At 66.3% G+C, this 14,682-nt stretch carries 13 protein-coding genes; 6 read left to right on the top strand and 7 right to left on the bottom strand.

Annotation, left to right across the window (positions count from 1 at the left end):
• Positions 1-192, top strand: a 192-nt coding sequence (locus tag PSA7680_RS17725; RefSeq protein WP_217808310.1) for a transposase, incomplete at its 5' end; no start/stop codon positions are given.
• Here PSA7680_RS17725 and PSA7680_RS17730 read toward each other — a convergent pair.
• From PSA7680_RS17730 to PSA7680_RS17745, 4 genes are all read right to left on the bottom strand, one after another.
• Positions 189-791 (bottom strand): LolA family protein, encoded by a 603-nt coding sequence (locus PSA7680_RS17730; protein ID WP_085870011.1) that lies wholly within the window; start codon positions 789-791, stop codon positions 189-191. The genes PSA7680_RS17725 and PSA7680_RS17730 overlap by 4 nt on opposite strands.
• A gap of 65 nt (positions 792-856) precedes the next feature.
• Entirely contained in the window at positions 857-3,883 is a 3,027-nt protein-coding gene (locus tag PSA7680_RS17735; protein WP_085870012.1) for a DNA translocase FtsK, read from the bottom strand.
• Positions 3,884-3,897: 14 nt separating this feature from the next.
• Positions 3,898-5,079, bottom strand: coding sequence for an aminotransferase class I/II-fold pyridoxal phosphate-dependent enzyme (locus tag PSA7680_RS17740; protein ID WP_085870013.1), 1,182 nt, complete (start codon positions 5,077-5,079; stop codon positions 3,898-3,900).
• A gap of 117 nt (positions 5,080-5,196) precedes the next feature.
• Positions 5,197-6,528, bottom strand: coding sequence for an amidase (locus PSA7680_RS17745; RefSeq protein ID WP_085870014.1), 1,332 nt, complete (start codon positions 6,526-6,528; stop codon positions 5,197-5,199).
• A gap of 82 nt (positions 6,529-6,610) precedes the next feature.
• Between PSA7680_RS17745 and PSA7680_RS17750 the strand changes: the two genes are divergently transcribed.
• Entirely contained in the window at positions 6,611-7,834 is a 1,224-nt protein-coding gene (locus tag PSA7680_RS17750; RefSeq protein WP_085870015.1) for an FAD-dependent monooxygenase, read from the top strand.
• A 4-nt stretch (positions 7,835-7,838) separates the two neighbouring features.
• Here PSA7680_RS17750 and PSA7680_RS17755 read toward each other — a convergent pair whose 3' ends face one another.
• Both PSA7680_RS17755 and PSA7680_RS17760 read right to left on the bottom strand, forming a co-directional pair.
• Positions 7,839-8,498 (bottom strand): YggS family pyridoxal phosphate-dependent enzyme, encoded by a 660-nt coding sequence (locus PSA7680_RS17755; protein ID WP_085870016.1) that lies wholly within the window; start codon positions 8,496-8,498, stop codon positions 7,839-7,841.
• A gap of 104 nt (positions 8,499-8,602) precedes the next feature.
• A complete protein-coding gene (locus tag PSA7680_RS17760) occupies positions 8,603-9,610 on the bottom strand; it encodes a porin (protein WP_085870017.1) in 1,008 nt (335 codons plus the stop codon).
• A 270-nt stretch (positions 9,611-9,880) separates the two neighbouring features.
• Here PSA7680_RS17760 and PSA7680_RS17765 point away from each other — a divergent pair, with 270 nt between their 5' ends.
• The 4 genes from PSA7680_RS17765 (at position 9,881) to holA (ending at position 14,494) form a co-directional block, all read left to right on the top strand.
• Positions 9,881-10,354, top strand: coding sequence for a DUF3576 domain-containing protein (locus PSA7680_RS17765; RefSeq protein ID WP_085870018.1), 474 nt, complete (start codon positions 9,881-9,883; stop codon positions 10,352-10,354).
• 96 nt (positions 10,355-10,450) lie between these two features.
• On the top strand, positions 10,451-13,000 hold the full coding sequence (gene leuS, locus PSA7680_RS17770; protein ID WP_085870019.1) for a leucine--tRNA ligase: 2,550 nt from the start codon (positions 10,451-10,453) through the stop codon (positions 12,998-13,000).
• A complete protein-coding gene (gene lptE, locus PSA7680_RS17775; RefSeq protein ID WP_085870020.1) occupies positions 12,987-13,475 on the top strand; it encodes an LPS assembly lipoprotein LptE in 489 nt (162 codons plus the stop codon). Before leuS ends, lptE begins: the two co-directional genes overlap by 14 nt.
• Entirely contained in the window at positions 13,472-14,494 is a 1,023-nt protein-coding gene (holA, locus tag PSA7680_RS17780; protein ID WP_085870021.1) for a DNA polymerase III subunit delta, read from the top strand. Before lptE ends, holA begins: the two co-directional genes overlap by 4 nt.
• Here holA and PSA7680_RS17785 read toward each other — a convergent pair.
• Positions 14,491-14,682: transposase (locus tag PSA7680_RS17785; protein WP_217808310.1), on the bottom strand; the 192-nt coding region annotated here is incomplete at its 5' end. The genes holA and PSA7680_RS17785 overlap by 4 nt on opposite strands.

Here is a 14,682-nt window from a genome sequence, read left to right on the forward strand (position 1 = left end):
AACGTCCGCGTGGTCAGGACCGTCGACCGAGACCTCTACCGCGAACGCAACAAGGTCGAACGGTTCTTCAATCGTCTCAAACACTTCCGCGGCATCGCAACGCGATACTTCAAAACCGCAGCAAACTTCCTCGCCGCACTTCACCTCGCTTGCTCAAGGCTCTGGATCAGACATTATGAGTCCACGACCTAGCGCCCGCGGCGATCCGTTTCGGCGGTGATGTTGAACAGCCGGGCCGGAAGGGTGCCGCCGAGGGCCAGCTGGCCGAGCACGACGGTGGTCTTCACGCCGCTTCCGTCGGTCACGATCCATTGCCGCAGTTCCGTGGGATTGCCGGTGAACACCAATTGGATGTTGCCGTATTCGGGATGTTCGGGATCCTGCGCCGTGACGATCGTCTTTGGGCCGTCCTCGCGGTGCCCGATTACCATGCTCCGCCGGCTCAGATCCACGTTCTGTTCAAGGATCAGGTTCAGCGGGGTGCGCTTGAGCGGATACTGCTCCGGCCCGGTGTTGGACTTGCCGTCGAAGATGGCCACCTGCCCTCCGCCGGCGATCACGACCGTATCGTCGGGCTTGTTGTATTCGAAGCGCATCCGGCCCGGACGCCGGATGTAGAGCCGGCCGGTGGAGATCGTGCCGTCAGGGTTGATCTGGGTGAAATCCGCCTGCGCCGTCTGGATGGCGTTGAGATAGCGGGACAGCTCGCCGAGCGAGATCTTGGCGGCCTGCGCCTGCGGGGCGAAGAGGGCCAGCGCGAGCGGGGCCAGGAGGAAACTGCGTCTGTTCATGACTCCTATGTAGACTCCCGGCGCGCGAACGGAAGACCGTTCGCGCTCACGAGGCGATGTGCCGCCTATTGCTGTTCGGGCACGAGAATTTCGCGCTTGCCCACGTGGTTGGCCGGGGAGATCAGCCCCTCTTCCTCCATCTGCTCCACGAGGCGCGCGGCCTTGTTGTAGCCGATGGCCAGCTTGCGCTGGATGTAGGAGGTGGAGCATTTGCGGTCCTTGATCACGATGGCCACCGCCTGATCGTAGAGCGCATCCTCGCCGTTGGTGTTGCCGCCAAGGCCGAGCACGGCGTCGATGTCGTCGGCCTTGTCCTCGTCAGGGCCGTCCACCACGCCGTTCATGTATTCCGGCGGGCCGAAGGATTTGAGGTAGTTGACGATCTCTTCCACCTCTTCGTCGGAGCAGAAAGGCCCGTGCACGCGGGTGATCTTGGAGCCGCCGGCCATGTAGAGCATGTCGCCCATGCCCAGAAGCTGCTCGGCGCCCATTTCGCCGAGGATGGTGCGGCTGTCGATCTTGCTCGTCACCTGGAAGGAGATCCGGGTGGGGAAGTTGGCCTTGATCGTGCCGGTGATCACATCCACCGACGGGCGCTGCGTGGCCATGATCAGGTGGATGCCCGAGGCCCGCGCCATCTGCGCGAGGCGCTGGATGCAGGCTTCGATCTCCTTGCCGGCCACCATCATCAGGTCGGCCATCTCGTCGACGATCACCACGATGTAGGGCAGCACTTCGGGGGCGAATTCCTCGGTTTCGAAGATCGGCTCGCCGGTCTCTTCGTCAAAGCCCGTCTGCACGGTGCGGGAGAACATCTCGCCCTTGGCGAGCGTTTCCTTCACGCGGCCGTTGTAGCCGTCGATGTTGCGCACGCCCATCTTGGACATCTTGCGGTAGCGCTCTTCCATCTCCGCCACGACCCACTTCAGCGCCACCACGGCCTTCTTCGGATCGGTCACGACCGGCGAAAGCAGGTGCGGAATGCCGTCGTAGACGGAGAGTTCCAGCATCTTCGGGTCGATCATGATGAGGCGGCATTCCTCGGGCGAGAGCTTGTAGAGCAACGAGAGAATCATCGTGTTGATGGCCACGGATTTGCCCGACCCGGTGGTGCCGGCGATCAGCAGGTGGGGCATCTTCGCGAGGTTGGCCACCACCGGATCGCCGCCGATGTTCTTACCGAGCGCCAGCGGCAGCTTCATGTTGCTGTCGCCGAAATCGCGGGCCGCGAGGATCTCGCGCAGCACGACCATCTCGCGGTTCTCGTTGGGCAGTTCGATGCCGATCACCGAACGGCCCGGCACTGTGGAGACGCGCGCGGAAAGCGCCGACATCGAGCGGGCGATGTCGTCGGCGAGCCCGATCACGCGGCTGGCTTTCAGGCCCGGCGCGGGCTCAAGCTCATACATCGTCACCACGGGGCCGGGGCGCACGCTCACGATCTCGCCTTTCACGCCGTAGTCATCCAGAACGTTCTCCAGCATCCGGGCGTTCTCTTCGAGCGCCTCGTCGGAGAGATGGTGCCGCTGGATCGTCGTCGGGCTGCGCAGGAGAGAAAGCGGCGGGGTTTCATAGGCCGGGTGGCCCTTGGGCTCCAGCTGGAGGGCCGGCTGGGCCTCGGCCTGCGCCTGCCGCGAGGGCTGGACGGGCTTGCGGGGCGCATGTTGCACCACGGGCTTCTGCACGGCCGCCGTGGGAATCACGCGGTTGGCGGCGGCCGGTTGCGGCGCCACCGCGTGGGGTGCTTCGGCCGGGCCGGCCTCGGGAACGTATGCCTCGGGCGCCTGGGCCTCGGGCAGGTATGCGCCTTCCGGCACGTCGGCGGCATAGGCCTCGGGCGCTTCGACGAAGGGGGCGGCACCTTCCGAACCATCCTGCGCAACATGAGGCGCGGCGTGAGGTGCGGTGAGGGGCTGCGGCGGCACGGGCGCAGCCTTGGGCATGATCAGCGGCTGCGGGCCGCGGCCACGGGTGAGCGAGGGCTCCACGCGGCGGTTGGCAACGAGCGGCTGCGTCTGGCGCACGCGGGATTTGATGACATCCGCGATCTTGGCCTTGATCCGCTCGTCGCCGTCGTCGATCGGCAGCGGCGCCTCGGTGGGCATGACGGGCGTGACGGCGACCGCCGGGGCGGCGGCGGGCTCCTTGCGGGCGAAGACCCGGCCAAGAAGCGATGGCTTGCGGGCAGGCATCGCCGGCGCCGGGTGGTCGTCCTCGATCAGATCGAAGGGCTCTTCCGGGTGGCTGCCCGTCGGCTCGGCCCGCAGCACGCGCTGTTGGTGGCCGCGCGGCTGCGCCGGCGCTTCCGGCGTGAAGGGCAGGCTCGCCTGCAGATAGGCGGCTTCCTCCGCCTGGATCTGCGCCTCTTCGGCGGCAATCCGGGCGGCTTCTCGGCGGGCGGCGCGCTTCTCGCGGGCTGCCTTGGCGCTGGCCGCGGTGGCGCGGAAACCCTTGCGCAGGAACAGCATCGCGTAGGCGTAGGCCAGCACGATCCCGACAAGCACGAGCCGGGCGATTTCCCTGAGCTCGGCCATGGTGAAGCCCAGCACGAACAGCGCCATGGCAAAGGTTGCGAGCCCCATGACGAAGCTCATGACGTTCAGCCCGAAGGTCGCCTTCACCGGGGCCACGCCAAGCACCGCGCCCAGCACGGTATCGCCGAAAAGCCCGCCCAGCCCGAAGCTGTGGGTCCATTCCGACCCCGGCACGTAGGTGGAGGCGAATACGGCGGCCATCGCGATGGCGATCGGCGCGAAGATCACGCGCGAGAGCGCCCGTTCCTCGCCGAGGTGCAGCATCAGCCGCGCACCCCAGGTGGCCAGCACCAGCGGCAGCCCCCAGGAGCCGAAGCCCACGATGATGAAAAGCGGCGAGGCGACCGAAGCCCCGAACCGGCCGAGCCAGTTCTGCGCCGGCTCATCCGTCGCGGTGAGCCAGCTCGGATCGTCGGGCGTATAGGAGGCGAGCATCATCGCGATCAGCACGGCACCCACGACAAGCCCGAGGCCCAGCAATTCCTTGCCGCGCCGCTCGAGGGCGGCCTGCATGTTCGAATCCAGAAGCGGTTCCCGCTGTCTCGCCTGATATGCCATCTTCTTACCCGTCCTCACACGTACAGACAGTCGCGAAGCCTGATCAGCCCACGCTCTGTTTCTTCTTTTGGGGTGACAAGGGCCACGCGAATGTAGCCCGCGCCCGGATTTGCACCGTTCACGTCACGGCTCAGGTAGGCCCCCGGCAGCACCCGCACGCCGGTTTCCGTCCAGAGCTTCAAGGCTGCGGCCTCGCCATCCTCGACGGGCAGCCAGAGAAAGAACCCGGCTTCGGGCGAGGCATAGCCATCGACCCCGCCGAAGATGCCGTCGGCCAGGTCGAACTTCTCCGCATAGGCCGCGCGGTTGGCGGCGACATGCTCCTCGTCGCGCCAGACGGCCTCGGCCACCCGTTGCAGCGGCAGCGGCAGGGGCGCGCCTGCGAAGGCACGCAACTGCTTGATGCGCTTCATGTTCTCCGGGCCGCTGGCCACGAAGCCGGAACGCAGCCCCGGCAGGTTCGACCGTTTGGACAGCGAATGGAAGATCACCACGCGCTCCGGGTCCGCGCCCATCGCCTCGGCGATCTGCATGGCGCCCGGCGGCGGCGTGTCCCGGTAGATCTCGGCGTAGCACTCATCCGCGAAGATGCGGAAATCATACTGTTCGGCAAGCGCGATCAGACGGCGCCAGTAGCCTTCATCGGCCACCGCCCCCTGGGGATTCGCGGGCGAGCAGATGTAGGCGATGGTGACACGGTTCAGGATCTCGGGCGGCAGCGCGGCGTAATCGGGCAGGAAACCGGTCTCCGCCGTCGCCGGAACGTAGATCGGCTCGGCCCCCAGCGCGAGGCTGGCCACCGCGTAGACCTGGTAGAAGGGATTGGGCATCAGCACCGCGGGACGGGCACCGTTCCTGGTTTCCGGAGAGAGCGCCATGGCCGCGTTGTAGAGGCCTTCGCGGGTACCGTTCAGGGCCATGATCCGGGTATCGGGATCGCAGATCACGCTGTAGCGCCGCTCGATCCAGCCCGCGATTTCCTTGCGCAGCTCCGGCGTGCCGTCGTTGGGCGGGTATTTTCCGTAGCCATCCACGTTGGCCGCCAGGATCGACGAAACCCAACCGGGAAACGCATGCTGCGGCTCGCCGATCGTCATCATCACCGGGTCACCTCCGGGCGCATGCGCGTCCAGAAGCCCCCGCAAACGCGGAAACGCGTATTCTGGCAGGTTCGAAAACCGCTCGGGAAAAACCATAACTGCCTCAGATATCGGGATCATTTCGCCCCGTTTGCCTGAAGGATAGCCAAGAGCCCGCCACCGGTCCAGTGAAAGCCGGTGCAGGCAGGGGCCGCGCGGCGGGGCCTGTGGCTTTTAGGTCAGCGCGGCTTCACAGGCGGCCCCGATGCGCAGGAGCCGTTCTTCCTGCATCGGCGCCGCGAGAATCATCATCCCGCAGGAGGGTGTGCCCGTGGGCAGGGTAAGCCCGCAGAGGCCCATGAGGTTGCCGATGCGGGTGTTGCGCAGGGCCATCAGGTTCTCGGTCACGTAGTAGCCGTGGTCGGATCCGAGGCGTTCGAGGTTGGGAGGCAGGATCGGCGACGTGGGCAGGATCACCGCGTCGTAGCCGGCCGTCTTGCGCAGGTAGGCGGCCCGCAGCTTGCGCAGCCGCGCCCAGGCGGCCACGTAGTCGGCGCCCGAAAACCCGCTGCCGCCCCGGAAACGCTCGAGAATCTCGGGGAACATCTTCTCCGGCGCGGCCTCGATCCGCGCCTTCCAAAGGCCGTAGGCCTCCGTTGCGAAGAGGATGGCCGATAGCGAAAGTGCCTCGCCCACTTCGGGCAGGACGAGCGGATCGATCTCGGCCCCGGCGCGCTCCAGCCGCCGCCGCGCGGCGGCAAACCCTTCGGCGGGCGCTTCGCGGATATCGTCGAAGGCGGCGGTTTCGAGCACCGCCAGCCGCAGGCCGGATGCGGAAGCGCCGGTGAGATCCGGCGCGGCAGACCCGCCGAGCACGCCCAACAGCCGCGCCGCATCTTCGACGCTGCGGCACAGGGGGCCGATGGTGTCGAATTGCGCACAGAGCGGCACGGTGCCGGTGACGGGCAAGCGCCCGAGCGTTGTCTTCAGGCCGACGAGATCGTTCCACGCCGCCGGAATGCGGACGGAGCCGCCCGTGTCGGAGCCGATCCCCGCCGGGGCGAGGCCGAAGGCGACCGAGGCGGCCGCGCCGGAGGAAGAGCCCCCCGAAACCGCACCTTCGTCGTTGATGCAGGGCGGGGTTTCGGTGATCGGATTGTAGCCGAGGCCCGAGAACGCCAGCTCCGACATATGCGTCTTGCCGAGGCAGACGAGCCCGGCCGCCGTCGCGTTCCGCAGCACCTCGGCGTCCTTCGCGGGCACCCGCCCCTTGAGCAGGGCCGAGCCGGCCTCGGTGGCGACACCGGCCGTATCGAAGAGATCCTTCCAGGAAAGCGGAACGCCGTCCAGCGGCCCGAGGCGCTGATCCGCCTTGACGCGGGCGCGGGCCGCCATGGCTTCGGCGCGGGCGCGTTTCGGGGTGGTGCGGGCATAGATACGGTGGGCGATGGGATGCGCCTTGATCGCCTCGAGATGCGCCTCCGCCAAATCGACCGGGCAAATCCTGCCCGCCGCGATTCCCCGCCCCAGTTCGGATGCGCTCTGCTTCAGCCACGCCGGTGCCATAACCGCTCTCCCTGCCGTTTCGGGAGACCGTAGCGGCAGCAAAGCGCATGGACAAGCGCGCCAATCCCGCCATATCTGGGGCATGCGTTTTGATGCCGATATCCTGATCGCGGGCGGAGGCCTCAACGGCCCGGCGCTCGCCCTTGCGCTGGCCCAAGGCGGTTTCAGCGTGCTGATTGCAGACCCAACGCCGGAAGCGGTGCTCGAAGCCGACGGCTTCGACGGGCGGGGCTATGCGCTGGCGCTGGCTTCGCAGAAGCTTCTTGCCGCGATCGGCATCTGGCCCGAGGTCTCGGAAGCGAGCCAGCCCATCCTCGAAATCAAGGTCACCGACGGCCGGCCCGGCGAAGGCCCCTCCCCTTTCCTGCTGCATTTCGATCATGCGGAGCTGGAAGAAGGCCCGATGGGCTACATGCTGGAAGACCGCTTCCTGCGCCGCGCTCTTCTTGCCGCCGTGCGCGGCACCCCGTCGATCCGCCGGATCGAATCCCCGGTGGTGGATCACGCCCCGGACGCCGCCGGCGTGACCGTCACGCTGGGCAACGGCGAAACGCCGCGCGTGCGGCTGATCGTCGGCGCAGACGGCCGGGCGAGCGAGGTCGCGCAGCAGGCGGGGCTCAAGCGGCAGGGCGCCGACTACCACCAGACGGCGCTCGTCTGCGCGGTGGAACACGAGCGGCCGCACAACGGTATCGCGCACCAGTTCTTCATGCCGTCCGGGCCGCTGGCCATCCTGCCCCTGCCCGGCAACCGGTGCTCCATCGTCTGGAGCGAGACGACTGAAGAAGCCGCGCGCATCCATGCCCTGCCGGACGCCGGCTACCTCGCAGAACTGCGCCCCCGGTTCGGGAACTTCCTGGGCGAGATCAACCTTGCGGGGCCGCGTTTCACCTACCCGTTGCTGCTGACGCTGGCCGAAGCCTTCATCGCGCCGCGGCTTGCCCTTCTTGGCGATGCGGCCCACGGGGTGCACCCGATCGCAGGACAGGGGCTGAACCTCGGCCTGCGGGACGTGGGAGCGCTGGCGGAAGTCCTCACCGATGCCCGGCGGCGCGGCGAGGACATGGGCAGCGAGGCCGTGTTGCTGCGCTACCAGCAGTGGCGGCGGTTCGACACCGCATCTCTGGCGATGGCGACGGACGCCTTCAACCGGCTGTTCTCCAACGACAATCCGCTTCTCAGGCTCGGGCGCGATCTGGGCATGGGCGCGGTAAACGCCATCCCCGCCCTGCGCCGCAGCTTCATGCGGGAGGCCGCCGGGCTGACCGGCGACCTGCCTCGGCTTATGAAGGGGCAGCGGCTCTAGCGCGTCAGCCCTGCGGCGCCACCCGTTCGCCGAAGATGGCGGCGCCCACGCGCACGTGGGTCGCGCCGAGGGCCACGGCGCGCTCGAAATCCCCGCTCATGCCCATCGAAAGCCCCTCGATCCCGTTGCGCTCCGCGATCTTGCGCAGAAGCATGAAATGAAGCGAAGGCTCTTCGTCGGCGGGCGGAATGCACATCAGTCCTGCCAGCTTGAGCCCGAGACCCCGGCATTCCGCGATGAAAGCGTCCGCATCGGCCGGTAACACCCCGGCTTTCTGCGGCTCCTCGCCGGTGTTCACCTGGACGAACAGTTCCGGGCAATGCCCCTCCTCCTCCGCGATCCGGGCGATCGTCTTGGCGAGCTTGGGGCGATCCACCGAATGGATGGCATCGAACAGCCCGAAGGCCTGGCGCACCTTGTTCGTCTGAAGGGGGCCGAGAAGGTGCAGCTCCACGCCGGGGAAGCGGGCCTTCAGCTCCGGCCATTTTCCGGCGGCCTCCTGAACCCGATTCTCCCCGAACAACTGGTGCCCGGCCTCCAGAACCTGCTCGATCCGTTCGAGCGGCTGGACCTTGGACACGGCGATCAGGCGCGTCGCGCCAACGGGGCGCCCGGCGCGTTTTTCTTCGGCGTGAATTTTCTCGATGATTTCCTGCAGGGACATGCACGCGGCCTCCGGTTTCTTCTGCCCTGCTAAAGCAAACCTGCCGCAAAAAGAAAAGAGCGGGCCTTGGCCCGCTCTTCCCGTAACTTCGAAATCCTGTTGGATTAGAAGTTGAACTTGATACCGAAGTCGGCCTTGTTGTCGTCGTTGGCGTTGCGCCAGCCGGCGACCAGGGAAGCACCGCCGCCCAGGTCGTAGGAAGCGCCGAGACCGTAGGCTTCGGAGTCGAGGCCGGTGGCAGCGCCTTGGCCTTGCTCGTCGTGGTAGAAGGCGGTCAGCGTGGTGGCGCCGAACACGTAGTCGAGCGAGATGCCCCACTGCTGGATCAGGTCGCCGTCGCCGTAGTTGGCTTTCACGGTGGCGTCGCCGAAGGAGGCTTCACCGCCGATGTACCAGGAGTCAACGGTGCCGGAGGTCACGACCGGAGCAGCCGGCAGAGAGCCGATGTTGTTGCCGAGCGACTCGGAGAGGGTCAGGTCAGCGGTTTCCCAGCCAGCGCCGACTTTCCAGTTGTCGCCGGAGTAGGAAGCACCCACGCCGTAGACGTTTTCAGACTGCAGCACGACAACGTCGTAGGTGTTGGTGGTGAAGTTCGGAGTCGTGGTGGACTCGGAAGCACCGTCCGGGGAGCCAGCCGACAGGTAGAAGGAGAAGGCGCCGGTGGAGTACTCGTAGAGAGCTTGCGGCAGCGGAGCCAGGAAGTCGGAGTCGCCGTCGCCGTCGGTGTCGGAACCGGACAGGTAGGTCAGCTCGTGGGTGTCGTTCAGGCCGGTGAGGCCAACGCCGGAGATGTTGCCAACGGCTGCTTCGGCAGCGGAGTCAACGTCGCCCATGGACAGTTTGCCGAAGTCGCCGGAAACGAACACGGAGCCAGCGGTGCCGGAGGAAGCGGAAGAAGCGTTGTCGGCACGGAAGGAGCCGCCGAACGCGATACCGTTGTCGGTTTCGCCGGACAGGGTGAACGCAACGCGGGCACGGGAGGTGAACTCTGCGTCGCCGGAGTTGTCGTTGAAGATAACGCCGAGACGGCCGTCACCGGAGATGGCCACGTCGGCAGCGGCGAAGCCGGCCGATGCGACGAGCGCGGTCGTGGCGATAAGAACCTTTTTCATCGTTTTCCCTCGTTTTCTAAAGGTGCGCCTCAATTCAGGGAAATCCGAACTGAGTATGCGCAACTCTTTCGCTCTTTAGGCATGGCCTTGCAAGCCAAGCCTGCGTTTTCCACGGATTGGCCCAAATCGTGGTGCAGCTATGCCACACATGCCCGATGCCCCTGCAAATACGGAGAAATCGCGGTGCAGCCGGGGCAAAAAAGGGAAAATCCTTGCCCGCATTCTGGGGCTCCGATAGTAGAAACCTGAACCGATACTTGAGGCAGGTCGATGGCAGTGCAACGGAATCTGGCGGTTTCTCTGGCTTTTGCGGGGCTTACGGCCCTTGCGGGGTGTGGAGCCTCCACTGATCCTGACGATTACTGGGTAAGGGATGATCCCGTGGGCGGCGCCCCCGGGGAGAGCACGTTTTCCGATCTCTTCCTCAATATCGACGATCCCAACATCACGCTCGAGGTGAACAAGTACATCTGGAACGCCTCGCTCGATGTCCTGAACTTCCTGCCGATCCAATCGGCCGATCCCTTCAGCGGCGTCATCGTCACGGGATTCGGCACGCCGCCCGGCGGTGGGCGCTCCTACAGGGCCACGATCTACGTCCGGGACCCGGCGCTGGATGCGCGCTCCCTGAATGTCGCGCTCTACACCAAGTCCGGCCCCGCCTCGCCCGACGCCGTGCGCGCCGTGGAAGACGCGATTCTCACGCGGGCCCGCCAACTGCGCCTGGCCGACGCGGACCTCTGACGCCCGCCCCGCGGCCTCTGGACCTCGAGGCGCCCACTGATTAAGACCACGCCGGGCCCCTTCGCCCGGCGTTTTCACGTAAAGGACCATCAGAACATGTCCCGCTACACCGCATCCGAGATCGAACCGAAGTGGCAGGCCGCCTGGGAAGACGCCGGCGTGTTCACCGCGACCCGCGACGAGGCGAAGGAAAAATACTACGTGCTCGAGATGTTCCCCTACCCGTCGGGGCGCATCCACATGGGCCACGTGCGCAACTACACGATGGGCGACGTGATCGCGCGTTACAAATCCTCCTGCGGTTTCTCGGTGCTGCACCCGATGGGCTGGGACGCCTTCGGGATGCCGGCGGAGAACGCGGCGATGGCCTCGGGCGGGCACCCGAAGGAATGGACCTACAACAACATCGCCACCATGCGCGACCAGATGAAGCCGCTGGGGCTCTCCATCGACTGGTCCCGCGAGTTCGCCACCTGCGACCCGGAATACTACGGCCAGCAGCAGAGCATGTTCATCGACTTCATGGAGAAGGGTCTCGTCTACCGCAAGAACGCCGTGGTGAACTGGGATCCGGTGGACATGACGGTGCTGGCCAACGAGCAGGTCGAGAACGGGCGCGGCTGGCGCTCCGGCGCGCTGGTGGAGCGGCGCGAGCTGACGCAGTGGTTTTTCAAGATCTCCGATTTCGCCGACGAGCTGCTCGAGGCGCTGGACACGCTGGAAGACTGGCCCGCCAAGGTGCGGCTGATGCAGGAGAACTGGATCGGCAAATCGCGCGGCCTGCAATTCGCCTTCGAGCGCACCGACGGCGGTGAGGCGATCGAAGTCTACACCACCCGCCCCGACACGCTGATGGGCGCCTCCTTCGTGGGGATTTCGCCCGATCACCCGATCGCCAAGGCGCTTGAGGCCGAACGCCCCGATGTGGCTGAATTCGTTGCGGAATGCCGCAAGGGCGGCACCACGGAAGAAGCCATCGAGACAGGCGAGAAACTGGGCTTCGACACGGGCATCCGGGTGAAGCACCCGCTGAACCCCGACTGGGAACTGCCCGTCTGGATCGCGAACTTCATCCTGATGGATTACGGCACCGGCGCGATCTTCGCCTGCCCGGCACACGACCAGCGCGACCTGGATTTCTGCCGCAAATACGATCTGCCGGTGAAGAACGCCTTCTTCCTGCTCGGCGATGACACCCCCGTCGCCGACGAGGCACTGGTTCCGCCGAAAACGGAAAAGGTGCGCTGGGTGGATCACTTCGCCGGGCTCACCGAGGCCACGGGCGAGGAAGCCATCGAGGCCGCCGTGGATTTCGCCGAGAAGGCCGGCTGGGGCAAGGGCGTCACCAAATATCGCCTGCGCGACTGGGGCCTGTCGCGCCAGCGCTACTGGGGCTGCCCGATCCCGGTGGTGCATTGCGACGCCTGCGGCGTGGTGCCGGAGAAGAAGGAGAACCTTCCGATTCGCCTGCCCGACGACGTGAGCTTCGACAAGCCCGGCAACCCGCTGGACCGCCACCCCACGTGGCGCGATTGCGCCTGCCCGTCCTGCGGCGCGCCCGCGAAGCGCGAAACCGACACGATGGACACCTTCGTGGACAGCTCCTGGTATTTCGCCCGGTTCACCGCGCCGCGCGCCAAAACCCCCACGGACCTGGCGGAAGCGGGCTACTGGATGAACGTCGATCAGTACATCGGCGGCATCGAGCATGCCATTCTGCACCTGCTGTATTCGCGCTTCTTCGCTCGCGCGATGCATCTCTGCGGCCACCTGCCGGAGAAATCCAAGGAGCCGTTCAACGCGCTCTTCACCCAGGGCATGGTGACCCACGCCATCTACATGACCGAGGGCGAAAACGGTCGCCCAAAATACCACTACCCCGAGGAAGTGGAGCTGCGCGACGGCAAGGGCTTCCTGGCCGACGGCACCGAAGTGAAGATCGTGCCCTCGGCCAAGATGAGCAAATCCAAGAACAACGTGGTGGATCCGCTCAACATCATCTCCGCCTTCGGTGCTGACACCGCGCGCTGGTTCGTGCTGTCGGACTCCCCGCCCGAGCGGGACGTGGAATGGACGGCTGCCGGGGCCGAGGCGGCCGCCAAGCACCTGAACCGAGTCGCCAACCTGTCGGAGAAGATCGCCGCGATGGATCCCGCGGCCCAGGGCAGCGGCGACGAAGATCTGCTGCGCGCGATGCACAAGGCGATCCACGGCGTCACGCAGGACATCGAAAGCTTCGGGTTCAACGCCGCCATCGCCAAGCTCTACGGCTTCACCTCGACTCTGGCCAAATCCAAGGCCGGCGCGGCGGCTCAGAAAGCCGCGATCACCGCGCTGGCGCAACTGATGAGCCCCTTCACCCCGCACCTCGCCGAGGAGATCTGGGCACAGCAGGGCGGCGAAGGCCTTCTGGCGCAGGCGCCCTGGCCGAAGGCCGATCCGGCGATGCTGGTGGAGGACACGGTGACCCTCCCGATCCAGGTGAACGGCAAACGCCGCTCGGAACTGAAGGTCGCACGGGATCTGCCGAAGGAAGAGGTTGAAAAGCTGGCGCTTGCCGATGAAGCTGTGGTCAAGGCGCTGGCCGGTGGTCAGCCCAAGAAGCTGATCGTCGTGCCGGGCCGCATCATCAATGTCGTCGTTTGACCGCCGCACCCTCCTGATTTCGCTCGCAGGCCTCGCGGCCTGCGGCTTCGAGCCGGCCTACGGCCCCGGCGGCAGCGCGGCCAACCTGCGCGGAAGCATCCTCGTGGACGACCCGACGGAGAGGTTCAGTTTCGAACTGGTCAAGCAGCTTGAAACCCGCCTCGGTCAGCCGGTGAACCCGCGCTACGGGCTGTCGATCGACCTGCGCCTGAGGGACGACGATCTCGCGATCACGCAGGAACAGGAAATCCTGCGCTACAACGTCATCGGGGAAGCCGATTTCGCGATTCGCGATCTGGCCAGCGGTGAGGAGCTGTTCCGCGGCAAGGCATCGAGCTTCACCGCCTATGCCGCCACCGGCACCACGGTTTCCACCCGCGAAGCCCAGAAGGACGCCTACGACAGGCTCATGGTGATTCTGGCCGATCAGATCACCTCGCGGCTGATCGCCTCTTCGGGCAGCTGGCTCACATGAAGCTCAGCAGCCGCGACGCCGCCGCCTACTTCAAGCGCCCGGACCCGAACAAGACGGGCCTTCTGATCTACGGGGCCGATGCCATGCGCGTCGCCATCAAGCGGCAGGACGTGATCACCGCGCTGATCGGGCCTCAGGGCGAAGAGGAAATGCGGCTTGCGCGCATCCCGGCGGCCGAGCTGCGCAAGGATCCCGCGATGCTCGGCGATGCCATCAAGGCGCAGGGGTTCTTTCCGGGGCCGCGCGTGGCCTTCGTGGAAGATGCGACGGACGGTCTGGCCAAGACGATCGAGGCCGCGCTCTCGGATTGGCAACCCGGCGACGCGCAGGTGATCGTGACGGCGGGCCAGCTCAATGCCCGCTCCGCGCTGCGCAAGCTGTTCGAAGGCCACAAATCCGCCTATGCCGTGGGCCTCTACGACGATCCCCCCAGCCGTGCCGAGATCGAGGCCGAGCTTGCCGCGGGCGGGCTGCGCAACGTCGATCGCGCCGCGATGCAGGATCTTGAAGCCCTCTCGCGGGAGCTGGGGCCGGGGGATTTCCGCCAGACGATCGAAAAGCTCGCGCTCTACAAGCTGGGCGATGACACCCCGGTGACCTCCGAAGACGTGCTGGCCTGCGCGCCCGCCTCCACCGAGGCCTCGCTCGACGACATCCTCAACATCGTCGCCGAAGGCCGGGCGCAGGAAATCGGCCCTGTTCTTGCCAAACTCGAAGCACAGGGCGTGCAACCCGTGGGCCTTTGCATCGGCGCCACGCGCCATTTCCGCACGCTCCACGCCGCCGCCAGCGATCCGCAGGGCCCGGCTTCGGGCATCGGCCGGGTGCGCCCGCCGGTCTTCGGGCCGCGGCGCGATCGCATGGTGCGGCAGGCGCAGAACTGGGGCGTGGAGAAGCTTGAAAAGGCGCTCGGGCTGCTGACCGACACCGATCTGCACCTGCGCTCCTCGGCCAAGGCCCCGGCAATGGCCGCCGTCGAGCGGGCGCTGGTTCGGCTCTGCAGCCTCGCACGGCGCTAGGTCGTGGACTCATAATGTCTGATCCAGAGCCTTGAGCAAGCGAGGTGAAGTGCGGCGAGGAAGTTTGCTGCGGTTTTGAAGTATCGCGTTGCGATGCCGCGGAAGTGTTTGAGACGATTGAAGAACCGTTCGACCTTGTTGCGTTCGCGGTAGAGGTCTCGGTCGACGGTCCTGACCACGCGGACGTT

Origin of the sequence: Pseudoruegeria aquimaris, from assembly GCF_900172235.1 — a bacterium.
In the GTDB taxonomy this organism is placed as follows: domain Bacteria; phylum Pseudomonadota; class Alphaproteobacteria; order Rhodobacterales; family Rhodobacteraceae; genus Pseudoruegeria; species Pseudoruegeria aquimaris.

Excerpts from the sequence above, each read along its gene's own strand:
- PSA7680_RS17755 (WP_085870016.1), bottom strand. The coding sequence starts at position 8,498 with ATGTCCCTGCAGGAAATCATCGAGAAAATTCACGCCGAAGAAAAACGC.
- PSA7680_RS17760 (WP_085870017.1), bottom strand. The coding sequence starts at position 9,610 with ATGAAAAAGGTTCTTATCGCCACGACCGCGCTCGTCGCATCGGCCGGC.
- leuS (WP_085870019.1), top strand. The coding sequence starts at position 10,451 with ATGTCCCGCTACACCGCATCCGAGATCGAACCGAAGTGGCAGGCCGCC.
- PSA7680_RS17730 (WP_085870011.1), bottom strand. The coding sequence starts at position 791 with ATGAACAGACGCAGTTTCCTCCTGGCCCCGCTCGCGCTGGCCCTCTTC.
- PSA7680_RS17750 (WP_085870015.1), top strand. The coding sequence starts at position 6,611 with ATGCGTTTTGATGCCGATATCCTGATCGCGGGCGGAGGCCTCAACGGC.
- PSA7680_RS17745 (WP_085870014.1), bottom strand. The coding sequence starts at position 6,528 with ATGGCACCGGCGTGGCTGAAGCAGAGCGCATCCGAACTGGGGCGGGGA.
- PSA7680_RS17740 (WP_085870013.1), bottom strand. The coding sequence starts at position 5,079 with ATGGTTTTTCCCGAGCGGTTTTCGAACCTGCCAGAATACGCGTTTCCG.
- holA (WP_085870021.1), top strand. The coding sequence starts at position 13,472 with ATGAAGCTCAGCAGCCGCGACGCCGCCGCCTACTTCAAGCGCCCGGAC.
- PSA7680_RS17735 (WP_085870012.1), bottom strand. The coding sequence starts at position 3,883 with ATGGCATATCAGGCGAGACAGCGGGAACCGCTTCTGGATTCGAACATG.
- PSA7680_RS17765 (WP_085870018.1), top strand. The coding sequence starts at position 9,881 with ATGGCAGTGCAACGGAATCTGGCGGTTTCTCTGGCTTTTGCGGGGCTT.
- lptE (WP_085870020.1), top strand. The coding sequence starts at position 12,987 with ATGTCGTCGTTTGACCGCCGCACCCTCCTGATTTCGCTCGCAGGCCTC.